The organism is Kitasatospora sp. NPDC101235 (genome assembly GCF_044767505.1).
Classification (GTDB): Bacteria; Actinomycetota; Actinomycetes; order Streptomycetales; family Streptomycetaceae; genus Kitasatospora.
This window is the reverse complement of sequence record NZ_JBIWNZ010000026.1, coordinates 54537-74802: the sequence shown is the minus strand read 5'-3', so window position 1 is coordinate 74802 and position 20266 is coordinate 54537. Positions and strand designations below refer to the sequence as shown.

23 protein-coding genes and 1 pseudogene are annotated in these 20266 nt (G+C 73.4%); 13 read left to right on the top strand and 11 right to left on the bottom strand.

What is annotated here, in order from left to right:
• Positions 1–44 precede the first annotated feature (44 nt).
• Positions 45–944 carry an endonuclease/exonuclease/phosphatase family protein gene (locus tag ACIRRH_RS33100; protein WP_403074699.1) on the bottom strand — a complete coding sequence of 300 codons (900 nt, stop codon included), beginning with the start codon at positions 942–944 and terminating at the stop codon, positions 45–47.
• 173 nt (positions 945–1117) lie between these two features.
• Positions 1118–1753 carry a M15 family metallopeptidase gene (locus tag ACIRRH_RS33095; RefSeq protein ID WP_403074697.1) on the bottom strand — a complete coding sequence of 212 codons (636 nt, stop codon included), beginning with the start codon at positions 1751–1753 and terminating at the stop codon, positions 1118–1120.
• A 141-nt stretch (positions 1754–1894) separates the two neighbouring features.
• Between ACIRRH_RS33095 and ACIRRH_RS33090 the strand changes: the two genes are divergently transcribed.
• From ACIRRH_RS33090 to ACIRRH_RS33075, 4 genes are read left to right on the top strand one after another with little or no spacing between them, the layout of a single operon-like run.
• Positions 1895–2578: a response regulator transcription factor gene (locus ACIRRH_RS33090; RefSeq protein WP_403074694.1), complete on the top strand. Its 684-nt coding sequence runs from the start codon at positions 1895–1897 to the stop codon at positions 2576–2578.
• Positions 2575–3738: a sensor histidine kinase gene (locus ACIRRH_RS33085; RefSeq protein WP_403074691.1), complete on the top strand. Its 1164-nt coding sequence runs from the start codon at positions 2575–2577 to the stop codon at positions 3736–3738. Before ACIRRH_RS33090 ends, ACIRRH_RS33085 begins: the two co-directional genes overlap by 4 nt.
• Before the next feature lie 30 nt (positions 3739–3768).
• On the top strand, positions 3769–4677 hold the full coding sequence (locus tag ACIRRH_RS33080) for a zinc-binding alcohol dehydrogenase family protein (RefSeq protein ID WP_403074689.1): 909 nt from the start codon (positions 3769–3771) through the stop codon (positions 4675–4677).
• Positions 4678–4681: 4 nt separating this feature from the next.
• A complete protein-coding gene (locus tag ACIRRH_RS33075; RefSeq protein ID WP_403074686.1) occupies positions 4682–4894 on the top strand; it encodes a hypothetical protein in 213 nt (70 codons plus the stop codon).
• 231 nt (positions 4895–5125) lie between these two features.
• Here the strand turns inward: ACIRRH_RS33075 and cynR are convergent, their stop codons facing one another.
• On the bottom strand, positions 5126–6034 hold the full coding sequence (gene cynR / locus ACIRRH_RS33070; RefSeq protein ID WP_403074683.1) for a transcriptional regulator CynR: 909 nt from the start codon (positions 6032–6034) through the stop codon (positions 5126–5128).
• A 124-nt stretch (positions 6035–6158) separates the two neighbouring features.
• Between cynR and ACIRRH_RS33065 the strand changes: the two genes are divergently transcribed.
• The 3 genes from ACIRRH_RS33065 to ACIRRH_RS33055 all read left to right on the top strand — a co-directional run bounded on the left by ACIRRH_RS33065 (position 6159) and on the right by ACIRRH_RS33055 (position 7897).
• Positions 6159–6743: a carbonic anhydrase gene (locus ACIRRH_RS33065; RefSeq protein ID WP_403074681.1), complete on the top strand. Its 585-nt coding sequence runs from the start codon at positions 6159–6161 to the stop codon at positions 6741–6743.
• A gap of 80 nt (positions 6744–6823) precedes the next feature.
• On the top strand, positions 6824–7294 hold the full coding sequence (cynS, locus tag ACIRRH_RS33060) for a cyanase (protein ID WP_224283254.1): 471 nt from the start codon (positions 6824–6826) through the stop codon (positions 7292–7294).
• A 102-nt stretch (positions 7295–7396) separates the two neighbouring features.
• Complete coding sequence (locus ACIRRH_RS33055) at positions 7397–7897, top strand: nucleoside deaminase (RefSeq protein ID WP_403074679.1); 501 nt, start codon at positions 7397–7399, stop codon at positions 7895–7897.
• A gap of 124 nt (positions 7898–8021) precedes the next feature.
• Here ACIRRH_RS33055 and ACIRRH_RS33050 read toward each other — a convergent pair whose 3' ends face one another.
• Positions 8022–9125: an NADH:flavin oxidoreductase/NADH oxidase gene (locus ACIRRH_RS33050; protein ID WP_403074677.1), complete on the bottom strand. Its 1104-nt coding sequence runs from the start codon at positions 9123–9125 to the stop codon at positions 8022–8024.
• 153 nt (positions 9126–9278) lie between these two features.
• On the opposite strand from ACIRRH_RS33050, the gene ACIRRH_RS33045 reads away from it, so the two are divergent.
• Complete coding sequence (locus ACIRRH_RS33045; RefSeq protein WP_403074675.1) at positions 9279–9713, top strand: NUDIX domain-containing protein; 435 nt, start codon at positions 9279–9281, stop codon at positions 9711–9713.
• Positions 9714–10033: 320 nt separating this feature from the next.
• Here the strand turns inward: ACIRRH_RS33045 and ACIRRH_RS33040 are convergent, their stop codons facing one another.
• The 4 genes and pseudogenes from ACIRRH_RS33040 to ACIRRH_RS33025 form a co-directional block, all read right to left on the bottom strand.
• A complete protein-coding gene (locus tag ACIRRH_RS33040) occupies positions 10034–11431 on the bottom strand; it encodes an MFS transporter (protein ID WP_403074673.1) in 1398 nt (465 codons plus the stop codon).
• Between the two features lie 401 nt (positions 11432–11832).
• Positions 11833–11994, bottom strand: a pseudogene (locus ACIRRH_RS33035) (TetR/AcrR family transcriptional regulator); the annotation flags it as partial.
• Complete coding sequence (locus ACIRRH_RS33030) at positions 11985–12164, bottom strand: hypothetical protein (RefSeq protein WP_403074830.1); 180 nt, start codon at positions 12162–12164, stop codon at positions 11985–11987. The pseudogene ACIRRH_RS33035 and the gene ACIRRH_RS33030, both read right to left, overlap by 10 nt.
• A 128-nt stretch (positions 12165–12292) precedes the next feature.
• Complete coding sequence (locus tag ACIRRH_RS33025; RefSeq protein WP_403074672.1) at positions 12293–13120, bottom strand: MerR family transcriptional regulator; 828 nt, start codon at positions 13118–13120, stop codon at positions 12293–12295.
• Between the two features lie 129 nt (positions 13121–13249).
• Here ACIRRH_RS33025 and ACIRRH_RS33020 point away from each other — a divergent pair, with 129 nt between their 5' ends.
• Positions 13250–13420 (top strand): hypothetical protein, encoded by a 171-nt coding sequence (locus ACIRRH_RS33020; RefSeq protein WP_403074670.1) that lies wholly within the window; start codon positions 13250–13252, stop codon positions 13418–13420.
• Between the two features lie 39 nt (positions 13421–13459).
• On the opposite strand, the gene ACIRRH_RS33015 is transcribed toward ACIRRH_RS33020, so the two are convergent.
• Entirely contained in the window at positions 13460–16432 is a 2973-nt protein-coding gene (locus ACIRRH_RS33015; protein WP_403074668.1) for a BTAD domain-containing putative transcriptional regulator, read from the bottom strand.
• 209 nt (positions 16433–16641) lie between these two features.
• Here ACIRRH_RS33015 and ACIRRH_RS33010 point away from each other — a divergent pair, with 209 nt between their 5' ends.
• Both ACIRRH_RS33010 and ACIRRH_RS33005 read left to right on the top strand, forming a co-directional pair.
• A complete protein-coding gene (locus tag ACIRRH_RS33010; protein ID WP_403074666.1) occupies positions 16642–17145 on the top strand; it encodes an aegerolysin family protein in 504 nt (167 codons plus the stop codon).
• A gap of 313 nt (positions 17146–17458) precedes the next feature.
• Complete coding sequence (locus ACIRRH_RS33005; RefSeq protein WP_403074664.1) at positions 17459–17764, top strand: hypothetical protein; 306 nt, start codon at positions 17459–17461, stop codon at positions 17762–17764.
• 279 nt (positions 17765–18043) lie between these two features.
• On the opposite strand, the gene ACIRRH_RS33000 is transcribed toward ACIRRH_RS33005, so the two are convergent.
• Positions 18044–18598 carry a hypothetical protein gene (locus tag ACIRRH_RS33000; protein WP_403074662.1) on the bottom strand — a complete coding sequence of 185 codons (555 nt, stop codon included), beginning with the start codon at positions 18596–18598 and terminating at the stop codon, positions 18044–18046.
• A 14-nt stretch (positions 18599–18612) separates the two neighbouring features.
• A complete protein-coding gene (locus ACIRRH_RS32995) occupies positions 18613–19032 on the bottom strand; it encodes an ATP-binding protein (RefSeq protein ID WP_403074660.1) in 420 nt (139 codons plus the stop codon).
• Between the two features lie 190 nt (positions 19033–19222).
• Between ACIRRH_RS32995 and ACIRRH_RS32990 the strand changes: the two genes are divergently transcribed.
• Together ACIRRH_RS32990 and ACIRRH_RS32985 are read left to right on the top strand one after the other, a co-directional pair.
• The gene (locus tag ACIRRH_RS32990) at positions 19223–20056 is read left to right on the top strand and encodes a helix-turn-helix domain-containing protein (protein ID WP_403074658.1); all 834 of its coding nucleotides are present in this window, start codon (positions 19223–19225) and stop codon (positions 20054–20056) included.
• Complete coding sequence (locus ACIRRH_RS32985; protein WP_403074656.1) at positions 20053–20265, top strand: DUF397 domain-containing protein; 213 nt, start codon at positions 20053–20055, stop codon at positions 20263–20265. Before ACIRRH_RS32990 ends, ACIRRH_RS32985 begins: the two co-directional genes overlap by 4 nt.
• Position 20266 lies beyond the last annotated feature (1 nt).

Below are 20266 nucleotides of genomic sequence, written 5' to 3'. Positions count from 1 at the left end.
TCGTTGTCAGTGCGGGCTGTTAGGTTGCGGGACATGACGACCCGTCACGCCGACAGCCTCGCCGCCACCGGGCGGTGGTCGCTGGGGGTGGCGGGCAGGGTCCAGGTGTCGGTGGCGGCAAGGCCGCGGGTGAGGACGTGGTCGATGCGCACCAGGGGCAGCGCGGCGGGCCAGCTGAAGCCGAAGCCGCCGCGGGCCGGGGTGAGACGGCTGGTCAGCGGGGCGAGGGCGCGGTCGTCGGCGGCGGTGTTGAGGTCACCCAGCAGCACGACCCGGCGCAGCGGTTCGGCGTCCAGGGCCCCGGCGAGGGCGGTGATGTCGCGGTCGCGGTGGGCGGTGGCGAAGCCGGTGACAGTGGTCCGCACCGAAGCGAGGTGGGCGACGTACACCGCCACCGGCCCGCCCGGGGCGCGGACCTCGGCCCGCAGGGAGCGGTTCCAGCCGGGGTCGATGACCAGCCGCCGGGACTCCGTCACCGGGTAGCGGCTCCACAGGGCGACGGTGCCGGTGCGGGCGTGGTGGGGCAGCGCCTGGTCCAGCACGCTCCGGTAGGCGGGCAGGGCCGCGTCGGTGACCTCCTCCAGCGCGACCAGGTCCGGGCCGGCGGCGAGCAGCGCGCGGGCGGTGCCGGCCGGGTCCGGGTTGGCGGCGTACACGTTGTGGGTGACCACCGTCAGACCCGGCCCGCCGGCCCCACCCGCCGGTGCCCCGCCGGACAGCAGCAGCGGCCCGAACACCACCGCCCACACCACGGCCAGCACCCCGCCCGCGCAGGCCGCCACCGGTGCCCGGCGCAGCGCCGCGCACAGCAGCGCCGCCACCGCCACCAGGCCGCTCCACGGCAGGGCGCTCTCCCACAGGCTGCCCAGGCCCACACCCAGGTCCGGCACCAGCCGGTGGCCGCCGAGGGCGAGCGCGGTGAGCAGGCCGAGCGCGGCGGGCACGCGCCCGCGCCGCCACCGGGGCACGGCCCGCCACGTGGGTGCGGCCCGGCACCCCGGTGCGGTCAGCCACTTCGGTATGGTCCGCCACCTCGGTACGGCCCGTCGCCGCCGGTCCGGCGGGCCGGCCTCCGCGGGCGTTTCGGGAAGCGCGGAAGAGGTCACGGCGCGCCCCCTCACCCTGCGGCGTCCGGCAGCGGAGCCGGGCAGGTCCCGCCCGGCGGGGTGAGCAGTTCGAAGTGCCAGATCTCGTTGTTGTACACCTGGCACAGCCCGTACTTCGCGCCGTGCTGGATCAGCCAGTAGTCGGCGTTGGTCGGGCCGACGTCCACCGCCTTGCCGGTGACGTGCGCGGACTTCTCCGGCGTGTTGACGAACCTGCGGGCCTGCTCCACGCTCCCGTACTTGCTCACCGCCCGGTCCAGCAGCCGCTGCTGGTAGGCCTTGCTGCGCCAGCCGGAGGTGACGGTCATCTCGATGCCCTGGGCCCGGGCGTCCTCGGCCGCCCGTTGCAGGGCCTCGCGCAGCGGCTTGTCCAGGTTGCTCACGGCCGGGGCCGCTGTGTCGGAGGGGCTCAGCGTCCGGCCGTCGGGTACCTCCCCGTCCGCCTCACCCCCGGCCACGGGGGGCTGGGCGGTGACGGTGGCGGCCAGGGAACGCAACGCGGCCTCGGTGCCCGGCGGGTCGGCGGCGTACGCCCCGGCCAGGGCCAGCACCGCCGCCGCCGAGGCGCCGCCCGCGGCCAGCCACCGCTTGCCCCGCACCGTCGTCGTTGCCGTGTCCGCTTCCGTCCGCGTCTGCGTCGGGTCCATTCCTGCCTCCCGGTGTGCTCGTCCGTTGCGGACCATTGGAGAAGGCGCGGTGTTGCGAGGGCGTCTGCGCAGGCCGATACGTTTTCGATAGGCCCCATCCGGTCCAATAGAGTGCGAACGGCGACGACGGGAGAACGGCACGTGCGGGTCCTGGTGGTGGAGGACGAGATCTACCTCGCGGAGGCGGTCCAGGCGGGCCTGCGGCTGGAGGCGATCGCCTGCGACATCGTCACCGACGGTGACGCGGCACTGGAGCGCCTGGCCGTCCACAGCTACGACGTCGTCGTCCTCGACCGCGACATCCCCGGCACCCACGGCGACGACGTCTGCCGCAGCATCGTCCAGCGCAGCCTCGGCTGCCGGGTGCTGATGCTCACCGCCGCCGCCCGGCTGAACGAGAAGGTCGCCGGCTTCGAACTCGGCGCCGACGACTACCTCACCAAGCCCTTCGACCTCGCCGAACTCGTCGTACGGCTGCGCTCGCTGGCCCGCCGCCCGGCCCAGGCCGCCCCGCCCGTCCTGGAGTACGCCGGGCTGCGCCTGGACCCCTTCCGCCGCGAGGTCTACCGGGACGGCCGCTACGTGGGCCTGTCCCGCAAGCAGTTCGCCGTCCTGGAGGTCCTGATGGCGGCGCGCGGCGGCGTCATCAGCGCCGAGGACCTGCTGGAACGCGCCTGGGACGAGAACGCCGACCCCTTCACCAACGCGGTCCGCATCACCATCTCCGGCCTGCGCAAACGCCTCGGCGACCCGTGGGTGATCCAGACCGTGCCGGGGGTGGGCTACCGCCTCACCGGCCCCGGCGGGGAAGGCACCCCGCGGTGAACAAGCCCCCGCGTGCCGAGCGCCCGCCCGGCAAGCGCCGTACGGGAAACCGCCCGCGCCGCCTGACCGCCCGGATGCGCCTGACCCTCAGCTACACCCTCTTCGCCGTCACCGCCGGCACCCTCTCCCTCGCCGTGGTCTACGTCGGCATGCGTTACGTCCCCAACTACCCCCTCACCTCCTCCAACCCGCGCTACCGCTCCGACGCCCCCTCCCGCCAGGAGATCCTGCACTCCCTGCTCACCGCCAGCGGCTACGCCCTGGCCCTGCTGACCGCCGTCGGCCTGGCCGGCGGCTGGCTGATCGCCGGCCGGGTGCTGCGCCCGCTGCAGGACATCACCCGCGCCGCCCACACCGCCGCGAGCGGGGCGCTGGAGCACCGCATCGCCCTCACCGGGCCGCGCGACGAGTTCACCGACCTCTCCGACGCCTTCGACGAGATGCTGGCGCGCCTCCAGCGCTCCTTCGAGGCCCAGCAGCGCTTCGCCGCCAACGCCTCCCACGAGCTGCGCACCCCGCTGGCGATCACCCGCACCATGCTCCAGGTCGCCGCCGCCGACCCGGCCGGCCAGGACTGGGGAAAGCTCGTCACCCGCCTCCAGGACACCAACCAGCGCGGCATCGAGATCAGCGAGGCCCTGCTCCAGCTCGCCGACCTCGGCCACGCCCCGCCCGACCTCGCCCCCACCGACCTCGCCGCCGCCACGGGGGAGGCGCAGGCCGCCGTCCGCGACGAGGCCGAGGCCCTCGGCATCACCCTCACCGCCGACCTGCGCCCCGCCCCGACCACCGGCAACCCCGTCCTGCTGCGCCAGGCGGCCGTCAACCTGCTGCACAACGCGCTGCGGCACAACCTGGCCTCCGGCGGGCGGGTCACCGTCGCCACCGGGGCCGACCCGCAGCGGCCCGGGCGGGTGCGCCTGACCGTCGCCAACACCGGCCCGCAGCTGACGGCGCAGGCCGTGGCCACCTTCACCGAACCGTTCCTGCGCGGGCGCGGGCGCACCGCCGAAACCGACCCGGCCCGCCGCGGCCACGGCCTGGGCCTGGCGATCGTCGCCGCCGTCACCGAAGCCCACCACGGCGAACTCCACCTCGCGCCCGACCCGGTCGGCGGCCTGCGGGTGACTCTCGACCTGCCGGGCTCACCCGAGGGGTAGGCGGTTCAGACGGGCTCGGGGAAGCGGTCGATGTTGCGCTCCACCCAGGTGCGCAGGTGCGCCAGCGGGACGGACTCGGCAGCACCGCCGAAGCCGCCGACCGTTGCCGACCCCGGAGCGGACGCGGCCGGCACCGTGGTCGCGGTCGGCCCGCAGGTGGAGCTGTTCGAGGTCGGCGACGAGGTGTACTACGCCGGCGCCCTGGAGCGGCCCGGCGCCAACTCCCGCTACCACGCGGTGGACGAGCGCCTGGCCGGCCGCAAGCCGGCCACCCCCTCCTTCGCCGGAGCCGCCGCGCTCCCACTGACCGCGCTCACCGCCTGGGAAGGCCTCTTCGAGCGCCTCGGCCTGGGCACCGGCGGCCCGGAGCAGGGCGGCACCCTGCTGGTGACCGCCGCCGCGGGCGGCGTCGGCTCCCTCGTCACCCAACTCGCCCGCGCCCTCACCGGCCTGACCGTGATCGGCACCGCCTCCCGCCCGGAGTCGGCCGACTTCGCCCGACGCATGGGCGCCGACCACGTGATCGACCACACCCGGCCACTGGGCCCGCAGCTGGCGCAGGTCGCCCCCGGCGGCCTCGACCACGTCTTCAGCACCGTCGCCACCGACCGCAACCTCACCGCCTACGCCGAGGCCCTGAACCCCTTCGGCGGCATCGTCGCCATCGACGACTTCGACTCCCTGGACATCGGCGTCCTCAAGGGCAAGAGCATCTCCTTCCACTGGGAGTTCATGTTCACCCGCTCCCTGCACGCCACCGCCGACCAGGCGGTGCAGCACCGCATCCTCGACCGGGTCGCGCGCCTGGTGGACGCGGGCGTCCTCGCCACCACCGCCACCCGCGACCTCGGCCCCGTCAACGCCGCCAACCTCCGGGCGGCCCACCGCCTCCAGGAGTCCGGCAGGGCGATCGGCAAGACGACCCTCACCGGGTTCTGAGCGGATGCCCCGGCACACCGGCCAGATCGAGGCCCTCATCGCCGCGAGCGGCGGGGCGGTGGCGGCCCTGGCCGCCAGAGCCCTGCTGTCCGGCGTGTACCAGCACCACGGGCAGGCCGCGGCCGCGCTCGAAGCGCTCGACGTCGCCGTCCTGGCCGTCGGCGCCGCCGCGGCCGCCCTGATCTACCGGTGGCTGCGGCGGCGGCCGGAGGACTGATACCTCGTCGGCCTTCTGCGGTCATCACCGGCAGGAGGCCGCGCTCGCCGGCCACCGGCGGCGGCGACCACGGCAGAAACCGTAGGACTTGGAGTGCACTCCACCTCAAGCCGTCACGCCGCCCCGCCTTCACAGGAAAATTTTCGGCCGGAACCCCCTGAAGTGGCATCACCTCGCCCTGCTCGTGCCGAAAGATTTCCTGTGGTCATGGCACCTGACGCGACAGAACACCTAGGGAGCGGGCGCGTAGCCGCGTGCGTGGACGAGGTCGTGGGTGAGGCGGGTGAAGGCGCGGGCGGCGGCGCTGCGGTAGGCGCCCTCGCGGTGCAGGAGGGTGACGGTGCGGGTGGGCAGGGGCGGGTCGAGGGGGACGGGGGTGAGGTGGGGGTGGTCGTGGGTGACGGCGTCGGGCAGGACGGTGGCCAGGTTGGTGCGCCGGACGATCTCGGTGAGGGCCTGGACGGAGTTGGCCTCGACCGTGATGCGCGGGGCGGCCCGGTGTCGGGCGAGGTATTCGTCGATGTGGCCGCGGGTGGCGAAGTCTTCGCTGAGCAGGGCGAGTTGTTCGTCCTTGAGGGCGTGGACCGGTAGCGGGCCGGGCGCCGCCCCGGTGCGAGGGGTGCCGGTGACGAGGCTGAGGGCCTCGGTGAACAGCGCGGTGGCGGCGATGCCGGGCAGGTGGGTGCCGCTGAAGGCGATGCCGAGGTCGAGGTCGTCGGCGAGCAGGGCCGCCTCGATGCGGTCCTGGGTCGCCTCCGTCAGGGTGAGGCCGACGCCGGGGTGGCGGGTGTGGAGCTCGGCGGTGAGCGGGCCGACCAGGTAGGCGGTGAAGGTGGGGGTGACGCCCAGGCGCAGGTGGCCGCGGGAGAGGTCGTGGACGTCGTGGACGGCGCGTTCGGCGGCGGCCAGGTCGCGCAGCGCGCGGCGGGCGTGGTCGGTGTAGACGGCGCCGGCGTCGGTGAGCCGTACCGTGCGGCCGGTGCGGTCCAGCAGCTGTACGCCCAGGGTCCTCTCCAGCTGCTTGATCTGCTGGGAGAGCGTGGGCTGCGAGATGTGCAGCTCCTCGGCGGCGCGGGTGAAGTTGCCGTGTTCGGCCACGGCGAGCAGGTAGCGCAGGTGACGCAGTTCGGGAGCGGCCATGGAAACAACTATAGATACGACCAATGGCTTCTATGCCTGGTGCCTCTTGGACACTATAGGAGCAGGTCATGCATGGTGGATCTCACCAGCCCACGGGGCCGATCACCACCGAGAGGAGTGACCCGTGCAGGACCTCACCGAGGGCGTCGCCCGCTTCCAGAGGGACGTCTTCCCGGCCAAGGCGGAGCTCTTCGCCCATCTGGCCACGCACCACACCCCGCACACGCTGTTCATCAGCTGCTCCGACGCCCGCGTCGTGCCCGAGCTGATCACCGGCACCGAGCCGGGCGACCTCTTCGTCATCCGCACCGCCGGCAACCTGGTCCCCGCCTACACCCCCGAGGCCGACGGGGTCGCGGCGAGCATCGAGTACGCCGTCGCCGCGCTGGGCGTCAAGGACATCGTCGTCTGCGGTCACTCCGCGTGCGGCGCGATGACCGCCCTCGCCCAGGGCCACGACCTCAGCGGCGCCCCGGCGGTCGCCGCCTGGCTGCGGCACGCGGACGCCTCCCAGGCCCGCACCGCCGCCGGTGACGTTCCTGCCCTGGTGCGGCAGAACGTGCTCGCGCAGCTGGCGAACCTGGCCACCCACCCCTCGGTCGCCAGGGCCCTCGCGGAGGGGAGGGCCGCCCTGCACGGCTGGGTCTACGACATCCCCACCGGCCGCGTCGAGGACCTGACCGCCGCCACCCCCGCGCTCGCCGCCTGACCCCCGCCTCCGTACCTCCCGCACGCCACCCCCGTCCCGGGTGACGTGCCCCCTCTCCACCCCGAAAGGACGCAACCGTCATGGTGCACGCCCAGTTCAACCAGAGCGCCCGCGAGGCGCTGGCCGACGCCGCCGTCGAGGCCAAGATCCGCAAGAACCTCTCCTGGAAGCAGATCGCCGAGGCCTCCGGCCTGTCGGTGGCCTTCACCACCGCCGCCGTCCTCGGCCAGCACCCGCTGCCGCAGGAGTCCGCCGAGGCCGTCGCCGAGCTGCTGGGCCTGGACGAGGACGCGGCGATGCTGCTGCAGACCATCCCGGTCCGCGGCTCGATGCCCAACCGCATCCCGACCGACCCGACCATGTACCGCTTCTACGAGATGCTCCAGGTCTACGGCACGACCCTCAAGGCCCTGGTCCACGAGGAGTTCGGCGACGGCATCATCTCCGCGATCAACTTCAGGCTCGACGTGAAGAAGGTCGCCGACCCCGAGGGCGGCGAGCGCGCCGTCATCACCCTCGACGGCAAGTACCTGCCGACCAAGCCCTTCTGACCCGGCACCGCCACCCGCGTCACCCACCGGGCACCACCAGGGGCGGGCCGGCCGGGAACGCCCGGCCCGCCCCTTCCCCCCTCTCCCACCCCGGAGGCCCCCATGGACTTCGCCCAGCGCACCATCGACCTCGCCCGCCGGAACGTCGCCGAGGGCGGCCGCCCGTTCGCGACCGTCATCGTCAAGGACGGCGAGATCCTCGCCGAGAGCCCCAACAGGGTCGCCCAGACCAGCGACCCCACCGCCCACGCGGAGATCCTCGCCATCCGCGAGGCCTGCACCAAGCTGGGCACCGAGCACCTGACCGGCACCACCATCTACGTGCTCGCCCACCCCTGCCCGATGTGCCTGGGCTCGCTGTACTACTGCTCCCCGGACGAGGTCGTCTTCCTCACCACCCGCGACGCCTACGAGCCCCACTACGTGGACGACCGCAAGTACTTCGAACTGGACACCTTCTACGGCGAGTTCGCCAAGCCCTGGCAGGAGCGCCGGCTGCCGATGCGCCACGAGGAGCGCGAGGACGCCGTCGAGGTGTACCGCCTCTGGCAGGAGCGCAACGGCGGCGAGCGCCGCGTCGCGGGCGCGCCCACCGCCGGATGACCGAGGCGACCGACAAGGTGGCCCGGGTCCACCCGGACGGGGGCCGGCTGCCGGCCGCCCGCAGCCACGGCCGCGACCGGTTCCACCGGCCCGGCCGGCTTCCCGCCCCGGCTGCCCGCAGGCGTCAGGCGCGGTGGTACGGGGCGGGGGTGGTGACCTCGCCACCGAGTTCGGCGGCGGCGTGGCGGGCCCAGTAGGGGTTGCGCAGCAGTTCGCGGCCGATCAGGACGGCGTCGGCGTGGCCGTCGGTGAGGATGGCCTGGGCCTGGGCGGGGTCGGTGATCAGGCCGACGGCCGCCACCGGCAGGTCGGTCTCGCGGCGCACGGCCTCGGCGAAGGGCACCTGGAAGCCGGGCGCGGCCTCGATGCGGGCGTCGGGGACGATGCCGCCGGTGGAGACGTCGAGCAGGTCGACGCCGTGCGCCCGGAGCTCCTTGGCGAGGCGGACGGTGTCCTGCGAGGTCCACCCCTCACGGCCGTCCTGCGCGTTCTCGGTGAGCCAGTCGGTCGCGGAGACGCGGAAGAAGACCGGCAGGTCCTCGGGCCACACCGAGCGGACGGCGTCGACGACCTCCAGGGCGAAGCGGATGCGGCCCTCGAAGGAGCCGCCGTAGCCGTCGGTGCGGTGGTTGGCCGCGGGGGAGAGGAACTCGTGGACCAGGTAGCCGTGGGCGCCGTGGACCTCGGCGACCTGGAAGCCGGCGTCGAGCGCGCGCCGGGCGGCGTCGGCGAACTGCCGCACGATGTCGCCGATCTGCTCCTCGGTCAGCTCGTCCGGCGTGGTGTGGGCGGGGGAGAAGGCCTCGGCGCTGGGGCCGACCGGGGTCCAGCCGTGCTCCTCACCCGGGGCGACGGGGCGTCCGCGGTCGACCCAGGTGCGCTCGGTGGAGGCCTTGCGCCCGGCGTGGGCGAGCTGGATGGCCGGGACGGTGCCCTGGCTCTTCAGGAAGGAGGTGATCCGGCGGAAGGCCGCGGCCTGCTCGTCGTTCCAGATGCCGAGGTCGTACGGGCTGATGCGCCCCTCGGGGCTGACCGCGGTGGCCTCCGTGATGATCAGCCCGGTGCCGCCGGCGGCGCGGGCCGCGAGGTGGGTGAAGTGCCAGTCGGTCGGGACGCCGGCCGCGTCCCCGTCCGGGGCGGCGCTGTACTGGCACATCGCCGGCATCCAGATCCGGTTGGAGACGGTCAGGGCTCGCAGGGTGAGCGGGGCGAAGAGAGAGGTGCTCATGTCGGACTCCCGGTGGGGGCGGCTGGCGCCAGGACAAAGGGGCGAGCATGCAACTTTTGCAGATGCATTTACATTCATGAACAATAGTTGCGCGTGCAGGGACTTGCAAGGGTGTTCCGCCGACGCGCCCTCCCACCTGCGACAATCCCTTCCGTGATCGACTCCGCAGCCACCAGCACACCGGCCACCCCGACCACCCCCCTCGCCGTCGCCGCCGCCGCGATCATCCAGGACGGCCGGCTCCTGGTCGTCAGCAAGCAGGCCGCCCCCGACGTCTTCTACCTCCCCGGCGGCAAGCCTGACCCGGGCGAGGACACCCTCCAGGCACTGGCCCGCGAACTGCGCGAGGAACTCGGCGCGGCCCCGGTCGACCCCCGCCACCTCACCGACATCCGCGCCACCGCCGCCCTCGAAGGCGTGCCCATGCTGATGACCGTCTTCACCGCCGCCCTGGACCGTGAGCCCGTCCCCGCCGCCGAACTCGCCGACCTGCGCTGGACCGACGGCCGCGACGACACCCTCCGCCTCGCCCCCGCCGTCCGCGACCACCTCCTGCCCCTGCTGCGCGAACGCGGCGACCTGGCCTGACGGGGTGGGGCCCGGGGGCGGGCGGAAAACCCGTTGGCCCCGGCCGCCGCACCGCTCGCCGTCGGCTTCTGGACGCACCTCGCCCATCACCGCGGACGCCTGTTCGCCCCCGTCGCCGGCCGGTTGCCCGCCGGCGTCGAGCGTGACGACCCCCTCCCGCCCCACCCCTGGTGCGGCCCGTACCCCCTGTGGCCGGCCTACCACGGCACGCTGGAACGCCTGCGGGCAGCGGGAGCGGGAGCCCCGTGACGCCGGACGGCGCCGCCCGGAGGAACCGGACGGCGCCGTCGGCGGCGCGGAGGAGCGGCCTCAGCCGGCCGTCAGCGCGCCGTCTGCGGGACGCGCTGGGTCGGGACGGCGGTGCCGCGGGCGGGGCGCGGGGCGGCGGCGCCGGCGGCGGGGGAGGCGCCGAGCGCGGTGCCGCGGGTCTCCTCGGCCCACAGCACGCTCACCAGCAGGCCCAGCCCCGTGGCCCCGGCGGCGATCAGCATGGTGGGGCCGGTGCCGAGCCCGGTCAGCGACAGCGGCAGCAGGTAGGTGCCCACGGCCGCGCCGATCCGGCTGACCGAGGTGGCCACGCCCACGGCGGTGGCCCGGATCTCGGTGGGGAACAGCTCGTTCGGGTAGGTCCAGTCGAGCACGTTGGGCCCGCCGCACAGGAAGGCGTACGCGCACAGCGCGAGCAGGGCGACGGCGGCGGGGGCGGTGGGCCACACGCCGAGCAGGGCGAGCGGGACGGTCATCAGGGCGAAGGACCAGATGATGACGGGGCGCCGGCCGCGGGTGTCGATCAGGCGCAGCGCCGGGTAGCAGCCGAGCAGGAAGACGAGGCTGATCAGCCCGGTGCCCAGGGTCTCCATCATGTTGCCGCCGGGCATGCCGAAGGAGGAGAGGATCTGCGGGCCGAAGGTGAGCATCGCGAACAGCGGGCCGACCTGGAAGAGGAAGAACAGGCCGCAGAACAGGGTGCGGCGCCGGTAGGGCTGGGTCATCAGCAGGCGCAGTCCGCCGGGGCGGCCGCGCTCGGCCGGGTCGGGCATCAGCTCGCGCCCGTCCACCCGGACCCCGAGGTGCTTCTCGACCACGCGCACCGCGTCGCCGACCCGCCCGTTGGCGGCCAGCCAGCGCGGGGACTCCGGGGAACCGCGGCGGATCACCAGGAACACCACGCACAGCACCGTGGAACTCGCCAGCATCCAGCGCCAGCTGCCCGGCCCGGCCAGCTCCAGGAACAGGTAGCCCACCACGTAGGCGAGCACGGAGCCTGCGTACCAGGCGATGATCTGCTTGCCGAGCAGCCGGCCGCGGTGCTTGGTGGGCAGCCACTCGGCGAGCAGCGAGGTGGCGATGGGGTAGTCGGCGGCCACGGCCATGCCGAGCACGAAGCGCAGCACGGTGATCGCCCACACCGCGTCGACCCAGAAGGAGAGCACCGAGCAGGCGACCATCACGAGCAGGTCGGCGGTGTACATCACCTCCCGGCCGATCTTGTCGGTCAGCACGCCGAAGAGCGCGCCGCCGACGAACATTCCGACCAGCGCGGCGGCGCCGATCAGGCTGACTTCCGCGGTGGACAGCCCGAGGTCCGGGCGCATCCCGATCAGGGCGACGCCGACGATGCTCAGGATGTAGCCGTCGAGCAGCGGTCCACCCGAACAGGCGAGGGCCAGCCTGCGGTGGAACGCGGTATACGGGGCGTTGTCGATGGTCTGGGACATGTGCTTGGGGTCCTCCGGAGCGTACGGCGCGCACTGCGCACCGTGCGCCGGGTAGACGGCAGGGAAAGACACCGCCCACGTCGGACGGCGCCGCCGCCCGGTCACAACGGGCGACCGTCCACGGTTGCCCCAGCCTCGTGGGGCCGCCACCGGGTCGAAGGTTGAGGGGATTCACGACCAAGGTCCCGAAGCGGACAGGCCCTTCGCCCGTGCCGGATCGGCGCTCGCCCAGTCCTGCCGGGGGCCCTCGCCGTCGGCCGCCGTGACCGCGTGCCGTGCGTGACCCTTCTCACCCGGAGCCCTCGACAGCCCCTGGAATGTGGCCCATTCCACACCGGGGCCGTGCCCGTCCGTACGGGCCCGACCCCGCTGCGTCACCTGCGGCGGGCCGCGGCGGGCCCTCAGCCGGTTCCCCGTGAGCTCGGTGTCAGCCCCAGCCGCGCGAGGCCCGATTCCAGCGCCGCCTCCAGGTGGTCGGTGGAGCCGGTGGTCATGAGGATCAGCACCCCGCCCTGGACCCCGGCCAGCAGCGCCGCGGCCTCCCGCTCGGCGTTCAGGCCGGCGGCGCCGCCCAGCCCGGGCCGCCCTCGGCCCGGGCGCCGACGTCCATGTAGTTCACGCCGGCCGCGCCCAGGCGCACCAGCGCCTCGCCGGGGCCGGGGACCGGGTCCGGCAGCTCGGTCCAGCGCATGACCCCGGGGCCGCCGTGCTCCTCGATCCGGATCGCGTGCATGGGCCGACACCTTCCTGTGCGGGCTCGTCCGGGAGTGAACCCGGGAACGAATTCGGGAGGGAACGAGCAGCACCGTAGGCAGCCGACAATGGACCCACAAGTCCAGAAATCCCTACGGCGACGGGCAGTTACCGCGGGCCCGCGGCCAGCGGCACGGCGACGTCCGCGACGTGCTCCTCCGGCCCGGCCGTCGCCCAGTTCGGGTAGTACACCTCCCGGTTCGGCCCGCCCCGCCCGTACCCGCGGGCGGTGACCCAGGCGCCCACCGCGTCGTGGGCGGCGGCCATCGCGGCGGTGCGCTGCCGGGTCAGGGCGGTGTACGCCTCGCGGTGCGCGGGCTCGATGCGCACCCCGAACGGCCCGTGCGGTCCGACGGCGTTCGGAGTGGGGGCGCAGACCTCGACCAGGGCGTCGCAGTCCTCGCCCACCAGACCGTGGTAGACCGCGAACAGCGGTGCGGACAGGCATGCGCCCACCTCCCGCAGCCGGCCGAGCAGCAGCGTGCTGGCCTCGGGGAGGAAGCCGGGCAGTGCGGCGGCGTCCACGTGCCGCCGGACGAACAGGACGTGCTGCTCGGGCACGTCGCGCTCGGCGATCTCGAACATGGTGGTGCTCCTTCCGATCAGGACCTCTCGGGCATAGCCCACCGCCTCCCGGCGGGCCGCGTGCTCGGCCTCCCGCTCTCGCCAGTACGCCAGCAGCTCCCGCTCGCCCGCGCCCTCGCCGCCGTCCGCGTCCAGCACCGCCGCGATCCGCGCCAGCGGCAGCCCGGCGGCGCGCAGCAGCGCGATGCGCCGGGCCCGTTCGACCTGCGCCGGGCCGTAGCGGCGCACCCCGGTGCGCGGGTCGACCAGGGCGGGCGGCAGCAGCCCCCGCTCGCCGTAGAGCCGCAGCGCCTTGAGGCTGAGCCTGGTCCGGGCGGCGAGTTCGCCGATGGTGATCACGTTCTCCTGCACGACCGCCACTGTGCCCCCTGCCCCTGGGGGAGGGGCAAACCCCGAACCCTCCGGCAACACTCCGGCCCCGGTCAACGGCGGCCTCGCCGACGCCGTCAGCGGCCCGAAGGGCGGCCGGTGCGCCGGGCTGTGGCGAACCGTCGCGAATACGGGCACGGCGCCGCGGACGGGCGGCGCTCGGGCGGCTACCAGCTCGTCAACGCCTCCACCAACGGGTGCCTGACGTCCGAGGGAATCGGCTGGGGAGCCCGAGTGGCGGCCTGCTCGAACGCGGAGAACCAGGTGTGGACGCTGTCCTGAGCCGCCGGACCGGCCGCTGAACGGGCCCCTCCCCGCGCGTCACACCGGCAGCCAGGACGGCCACTGCCGGCGGGGCCGCACGGCGGGCCGGCCGGGGCCGATCAGGGCGTGCAGCCGGTTGGCCTCGGGGGATCCGACGGAGGCCAGGATGTCGTAGGCCTCCGACCGGCATGCCCGGGCCGCGTCCCCGTCGCCGTCGCGGTCGGCGAGCGCGTCACCGAGCGCCGCCAGGGCCAGCCCCCGCCCCCGGCGGTCGCCGTCGAGCGTCAGCACCTCGACCGCCCGGTCGGCCGCCGCCACCGCCTCCTCGCTGCGGCCGACGGCGCGCAGCGACTCGGAGAGCCGCAGCAGCGTACGGCCCGTGCGGCGCCGGTCGTCCGGCCGCAGCAGGGTGAGGGCGTTGCGGTGGTGGCGCAGGGCCTGCTCGAACTCGCCGCGGTCGTGGGCGATCGTCCCCATCGAATCCAGGGCGAGCGCCTGGAGCTCGTGGTCGGCGAGCCGGTGGCAGATCAGCAGGGACTGGTCGACGACGCGGACCGCCGCGTCGAACCGGCCGAGCTCGGTGAACGCGCCCGCCAGGCTGAGCAGTTCGGCCGCCACCGAGCGCTGGTCGCCGAGCCGCTCCCAGACCGAGATCGCCGCCGTGAAGCCGCCGACCGCGTCGCCCGGCCAGCCGACCTGGACGAACAGGGCGGCCAGCGAGGCGTGGGCCAGGGCGAGCAGCGGCCCCGGCAGGTCGTGGGCGGTGCACAGCTCGCGGGCCTTGAGCAGCTCGGCGAGGGCCGCGGGTTCGGAGCCGACCTCGGTCAGCAGCCGTCCGAGCACCAGCCGGGCCCTGACCTCGGCCGTCCGGTCGCCCTTCCGGACGGCGGCCTGGAGCAGGACCTTGGCCGCGTGCCCGAGCGGCCGGGTGGCCTGGCCGGTCTCGCACAACAGGCTGCAGCCGAGGAGCAGTTCGGCCACCAGATCGAGCCGGGGCGGCTCGGGGAGCCCGGCGTACTGGCCGACCAGCGCGCCGATGCCGTGGTAGTCGACGCGACCGTGGGGTGCCACCGTGGGGGAACCGGCGTCGGCACCGGGCAGGGCGGCGCGGGCGGCGGACGGGCCGAGGGCCGCGACGGTCTCGGCATGGTGACGGGCCGCCAGGCGGGTGAGGACGGCAGCGGGGCGGTCCGCCTGCGCCTCCGGGCCCGCCTGCGCCTCCGGGCCTCCCGCCGTGGCCGGGGTGAGCTGCTGGGCGAAGGCGCGCAGCAGGTCGTGGTGCCGGTAGCGGTCCGGTGGCGCCGTCTCCAGCATCGAGCAGTCGACCAGTGACTCGGCCAGTTCCTCGGCCTCCTGCTCGGGCAGGCCGAGCACCGCCGCCACCGCGCCCGGCGACAGATCGGGCACCTCCGGAACCGCCAACAGGCGGAAGGCCCGGGCCTGTTCGGGCGTCAGCTGGTCGTAGCCGAAGCGGAACGCCGACTCGACGGCGAGGTCCCCGGCGCGCAGCACGTCCAGCCGGCGGCTGTTGCCGGACAGCTTGTCGAGCAGCAGGTCCATGCTCCAGCCGGGCCGGCAGGCGAGGCGGGCGGCCAGGATGCGCACGGCCAGCGGGAGATGGCCGCAGAGCCGCACGAGTTGCGCGGCCGTGTCCGCCTCGGCCCGCAGCCGCTGCCCGCCGATCACCTGGCCGAGCAGGCCGAGGGCCTCCTGCGGGGCGAAGGCGGTCAGTTCGACGACATGCGCGTTGGGCAGCGACCCGAGCCTGGCCCGGCTGGTGACGAGCACGGCGCAGCCGGGCCGGCCGGGCAGCAGCGGCCTGATCTGTTCGGCGTCCCGGGCGTTGTCGAGGACCACCAGCACGCGTCGGCCGGAGAGCAACGAGCGGAACTGGGCGGAGCGTTCGGCGAGTCCGGGGGCCAGCCCGTCCGCCGGCACGCCGAGGGAGCGGAGGAAGGCCCCCACCGCCTCCTCGGGCCGGGTCGGGCGGCCGTCGGCCCCGTGCAGGTCGAGGTAGAGCTGGCCGTCGGGGAAGTCGGCGGCCAGCTTGTGCGCGACATGGACGGCCAGGGCGGTCTTGCCCACGCCGCCCAGGCCCGACACGGTCGCCACGGGCATGGTGCGGGGGGTGAGCAGGACGGTCCGCAGTTCCTCGGTCTGCGCCTCGCGGCCGGTGAAGTCGGCGAGGTCGGCCGGGACCTGGGTCGGCCGTACCGCTGCCCGGTACGGCGGACGGTCCTTCTGGGGCGGACGGGCCGCGGTGGCGGGCCGGGGCCGCGCGGGCGCCACGAGGGCGGCGTCGGCCACCAGGATCCGGCGCTGCAACTCGCGCAGACCGGGCCCGGCGGAGACGCCGAGCTGCTCCCGCAGCCGCCGGTCCGCCGTGCGGTACACGCCCAGGGCCTCGGCCTGCCGGCCGGTCCCGTAGAGGGCGAGCATCAGCAGTTCGGAGAACCGTTCCCTGAGCGGGTGTTCGGCCACGACCGCGGTCAGTTCGGCGACGGCCTCGCCGGACGGTCCGGCCTCGACCTCGGCCTCCAGGCACGACTCCAGGACGGTCACCCGGCGTTCGGCCCACTCGCCGCGCTGCCGCTCGGCGTAGGGGCCGGGCAGTCCGGCCATCGGCTCGCCCTGCCACAGGGCCAGCACCGAGCGGAGCGTGGCGGCGGCGCGGGCGTGCTCGCCGCCGGCGCGGAGCTCCTTCGCCTCGCCGACGAGCTCCTCGCAGCGGTGGATGTCCAGCCCCCCGGGGTCCAGAGCGAGCAGGTAGCCCCCGCTGAGCGTGGTCGGCGCGGCGGGCCCGAGGATGCGGCGCAGGCGGTGGACGTACGTCCGGATCACGGCGGCGGGCTTGGCGGGCGGCTCCTCGCCCCACAGGTCGTCGACGAGCTGACCGGTCGACACGGGGTGGTTGGCCCTCAGCAGCAGTGCGAGCAGCAGGCTCCGCTGCTGCGGCGACCCGAGCGCGAGCTCGCCGCCGTCCCGCCATCCCCGCAGCGGCCCCAGCACCGCGAACCGTAAACCACCCACCGGCCGTCCCCCTCCACCCGCAAACGATCCCCCGGGGGCATTTTACCGGCCACATCACCCCTGGTCAGGGCAGCGCACCCGCCGGACCGGCGGCTTGTCCATCGCCTGTCAACACGCTGTCGACCGTTTGTCGACGGCCTGTCAACGGGCGCTGCCGAGGCTTCGGGCAGGCGATCGCACCGATGCGGTCCGAGAGAGAGGAACACCCGATGGCACAGCGGAAGTCCCTGGTCCGATCGGCCCTGGCCGCAGCCGGCGTCGCCGCCGCGCTGTTCGCGACGGCCGCCCCGGCCGGCGCGGCCACCTCTGAGCAGCAGCCCACGCAGGAGCAGACGCAGCTGCTGAGCGCGGCACGCAGCACGCAGGTCTCGGTCGTCAACTGGACGGGCTGCGAACTGCGCCTGCAGAACACCTGGCTGGACCACGGCATCTGGACGTCGGCTCCGGACGCCATCATCCGCGACGGGAACACCGGACGCTGGCAGTCCGAGAGCAACGGCTTCATGACGGGGACCGAGGGCCACGTCATCTACGACGCGCAGAACTGCGGGAACCCCGGGCTCAACGGCAAGCGCGTCCAGCTCCACTGGAACAACCCGTACGTCGGCAGCAACGGCTACGACTCCGCGGGCTCCGACCCGATGTACAGGTTCGCGCAGAGCGGGGGCAGCGGCAACAACGCCGCCGTGTACTGGACGATCACGGGCCCGTGACAGCCGCGCCCCTGACCGCCGGCCCCTGACCGACGGGCGCCCGGCCGGGAGTTCCTCCCCGGCCGGGCGCCTGCGCGTCCGCCCGGCTGCCGCGGTCGGGATCCGGCGGGCAGGAGCGCGGCGATTTCCGCCAGGACGCGGGCCGCCGGCGCCGGATCGACCAGCCACACTTTCTGACCCGTACTCAGCGAGAGATCATCGCACTGCCCGAACGGACCCGTCTCGGCCATTTGTGTCGCCGGTGGATACAACCGATCACAACTTCGGCATGCTGACCGCACACGTTCTTCGAGACGGGACAAAGGAGAAGACCATGCGTCGGATTGCGGCTCTGGGGACCGGTGCGGCACTGTTGGTGGCTGCCGGTGTGATGGCGGCGCCGGGAGCGTCGGCGACGTCGTACTGCAGCACCACCCAGGGGACGAACTGGGGGTCGGTGAGCTGCCAGACCACCGCGACGAAGAACCACTGGCAGCTGGTGCTGGTCTGCAACAACGACAACGTCAAGGGCAGCCAGGCGACAGTCATGGGCTCCTGGCACATGGGCAACGGCAGCGACACCCTCTACTGCCCCACGGGCTACAGCGCGGCCTACACCAAGGTCAACAACGACAACTGACCTTCCGGGCAAGGGTGTCGGCCCTCACGGCACGTGAGGGCCGACACGTCTCCGCGCTCCCAGGCGCCCCAGGCGTCCTCGACGCGGCGGAACCGGTCGTCCGCCATGACCTCGCGCAGCTTGGAGCGGGGCGCCCTGTGGAGGGCGCGGAGCTCCTGCGGGGGTTGGCGGTCTCGGTTGGCTACTGGTGGCCATCCGGGCGCTGCTCGTAGGCCTGCGATGGGGGAGGCGTACCGCGTTGCGCAGGAAGTCGGCGGGGTCGACTTTCTGTGCGGGGGTTCAGGGGTGGCTGGCTGCTTGGGTGCGGCAGTGGGTGAGGGCGTACTTGAGGCGGGTGTCGGGGTTGGGTGTGGTGGTGAGGAGTTCGCCGGCGGCGACGAGAGCGGTCCAGTAGCGGGCGGGGTCGCCGGTGCGGGGGAGGGGTTGGGCGGCGGCGAGGGAGAGGTAGGCGGCGGTGAGGTTGCCGGTGGTGAACCAGCGGCTCAGGCCGTGCTGGTGGCCGGGGCGGATGCCGCCGATGGCGTCGATGGCGGTCTGGAAGAGGTCGACGACGGCGAGTTCGGTGGGGTTGAGGGTTTTGGGGATGTCGAAGACGCCGAGGGCTTCGAGGAGTTCGCCGGTGTCGGTCTCGGAGTCGGGGCGGGGGTCGGCGAGGAGGGCGTCGTAGCAGTCGCCCAGGCGGCGGGTGGTTTCGGCGCGGGGGATGTCGAGAGCCAGGCAGACCGCGCGGGCACAGAGGAGAGGCTGGTGCCCGAGGCGCGCGATGAGCGCGTAGGTGGCGGCGGGGGTGGCGCCACGGGAGAGGGTGTGGCGGGCGAGGGTGGCGAGGTTCATGGGGAGCCGGGCTTTCATGCGGTGGTGGCGGGAGCGATGAGGGCCCAGACGAACTTGCCGATGCCGCAGGGGCGGGAGGCGCAGCCCCAGCGTTCGGCGAGCTCGTTGACGAGGAACAGGCCGCGTCCGTGCTCGTCGTCGGGGGCGGCGGTACGGAGGGCGGGGCGGGCGGTGCCGGCGTCGTGGACTTCGAGGCGCAGACGGGAGTTGACGAGGGTGAAACGGACCTCGATGTGGCGGTCGGCGGGAGCGTCGCAGTGCTGGACAGCGTTGGCGAAGAGTTCGCCGAGGAGGAGTTCGGCGGTGTCGGCGTAGCGGTCGCCGGCGGGCAGCCCGGAGAGGTACGCCCGGAGCAAATAGCGGGCCAGGGGCGTGGATTCGGCGCGCGAGTCGAGACGTGCGACGAACGTACGGGGACGCCGGGCAGTGAGCATGGCGAAGGACCTCAAGGGGATTGCGTGTGAATGGAGTGCGGTGCGAGATGGGCGGGTCTCCGTAGGTTGCACTGTGCTTCCGGCGGATCACCAGGTGTAGCCATGGTGGCGCCTCGCCCGCTACGATCGGAAGGCTTTCCCACTTGACATTTTCCCCGCGTGGAATTCGCGCGGCAGTGGAGGTCTGACGATGCGTGAGACTCAGCTGGATCCGTCGGCTTCGCCTCTCAAGGCTTTTGGGGCTCAACTGCGCAGGTTGCGTAAGGCTTCGGGCTTGACGCAGACCCAGCTCGGCGAGCTTACTAGCCTGAGTGATAGTCAGATTTCGAACCTCGAAAGAGGGGCGCGCAATCCCACACTTGAGTGGGTCCGTGTCGCTGACAAGGTCCTTGGTACCGGTGGAACACTAGAACTGACGTATTGGAGCCTCCGAGGGTCTTCCTTCCTGCCGGGCTACCCGGAGTACGCAGCCAAGGAGCGGGAGGCCAGGGGCATTCGACTCTTTGAGCTGGGCATCATCCCTGGCCTGGTGCAGACTCGCGGTTACGCTGAGGCCTTGGAGGCGGGTTCTGTCGCGCGAGGAAGTGTCACGGCTGAGCAGGGAGCCGAACGCGTCCGACTCCTCTTGAACCGACAGGAACGAATCAACCGGGATCCAGCTCCGCTGATCCATGTGATCCTCGACGAGAGCTGTCTTCGGACCGTGGTTGGCGGTGGCGGGGCTGTCATGTCCCAACAGCTGGCGCATGTGGAGAAGTTGGCCCAGCGGCCCAACTATGTGGTCCAGGTCGCTCCCTTTGATCTGGGGGCGCTTCGTCCGTTCATGCGGTCCATGTCGCTTCTCGACCTCGGCGACGGCACCTCGCTCGGGTACACCGAGACGCATCAGCGTGGATACCTGGAGAACGACCGGGCAATCGTGTCCGCCTGGGCAAGGGAATACGATTTGCTCCAGGTGGAAGCGCTGTCGCAGGCGGCATCGCTCAAAATGATCAGTAAGGCGCGAAGGGACTCTTCAGTATGAGCGAGAACGTTGACCTGACGGGTGCTTCCTGGAGCAAGAGCAGTTACAGCGGCAACGGTGGGCAGTGCGTTGAGGTGGCCTCCGGCTTCCTGGGTCTGATGCCCGTTCGTGATTCCAAGGACCCCCACGGCCCGGCCCTGATCTTCCCGGCTGAGGCCTGGGAGTCGTTCGTCGCCGCTGTCCGCAGCGGCGAGTTCGGCGACATCTGAA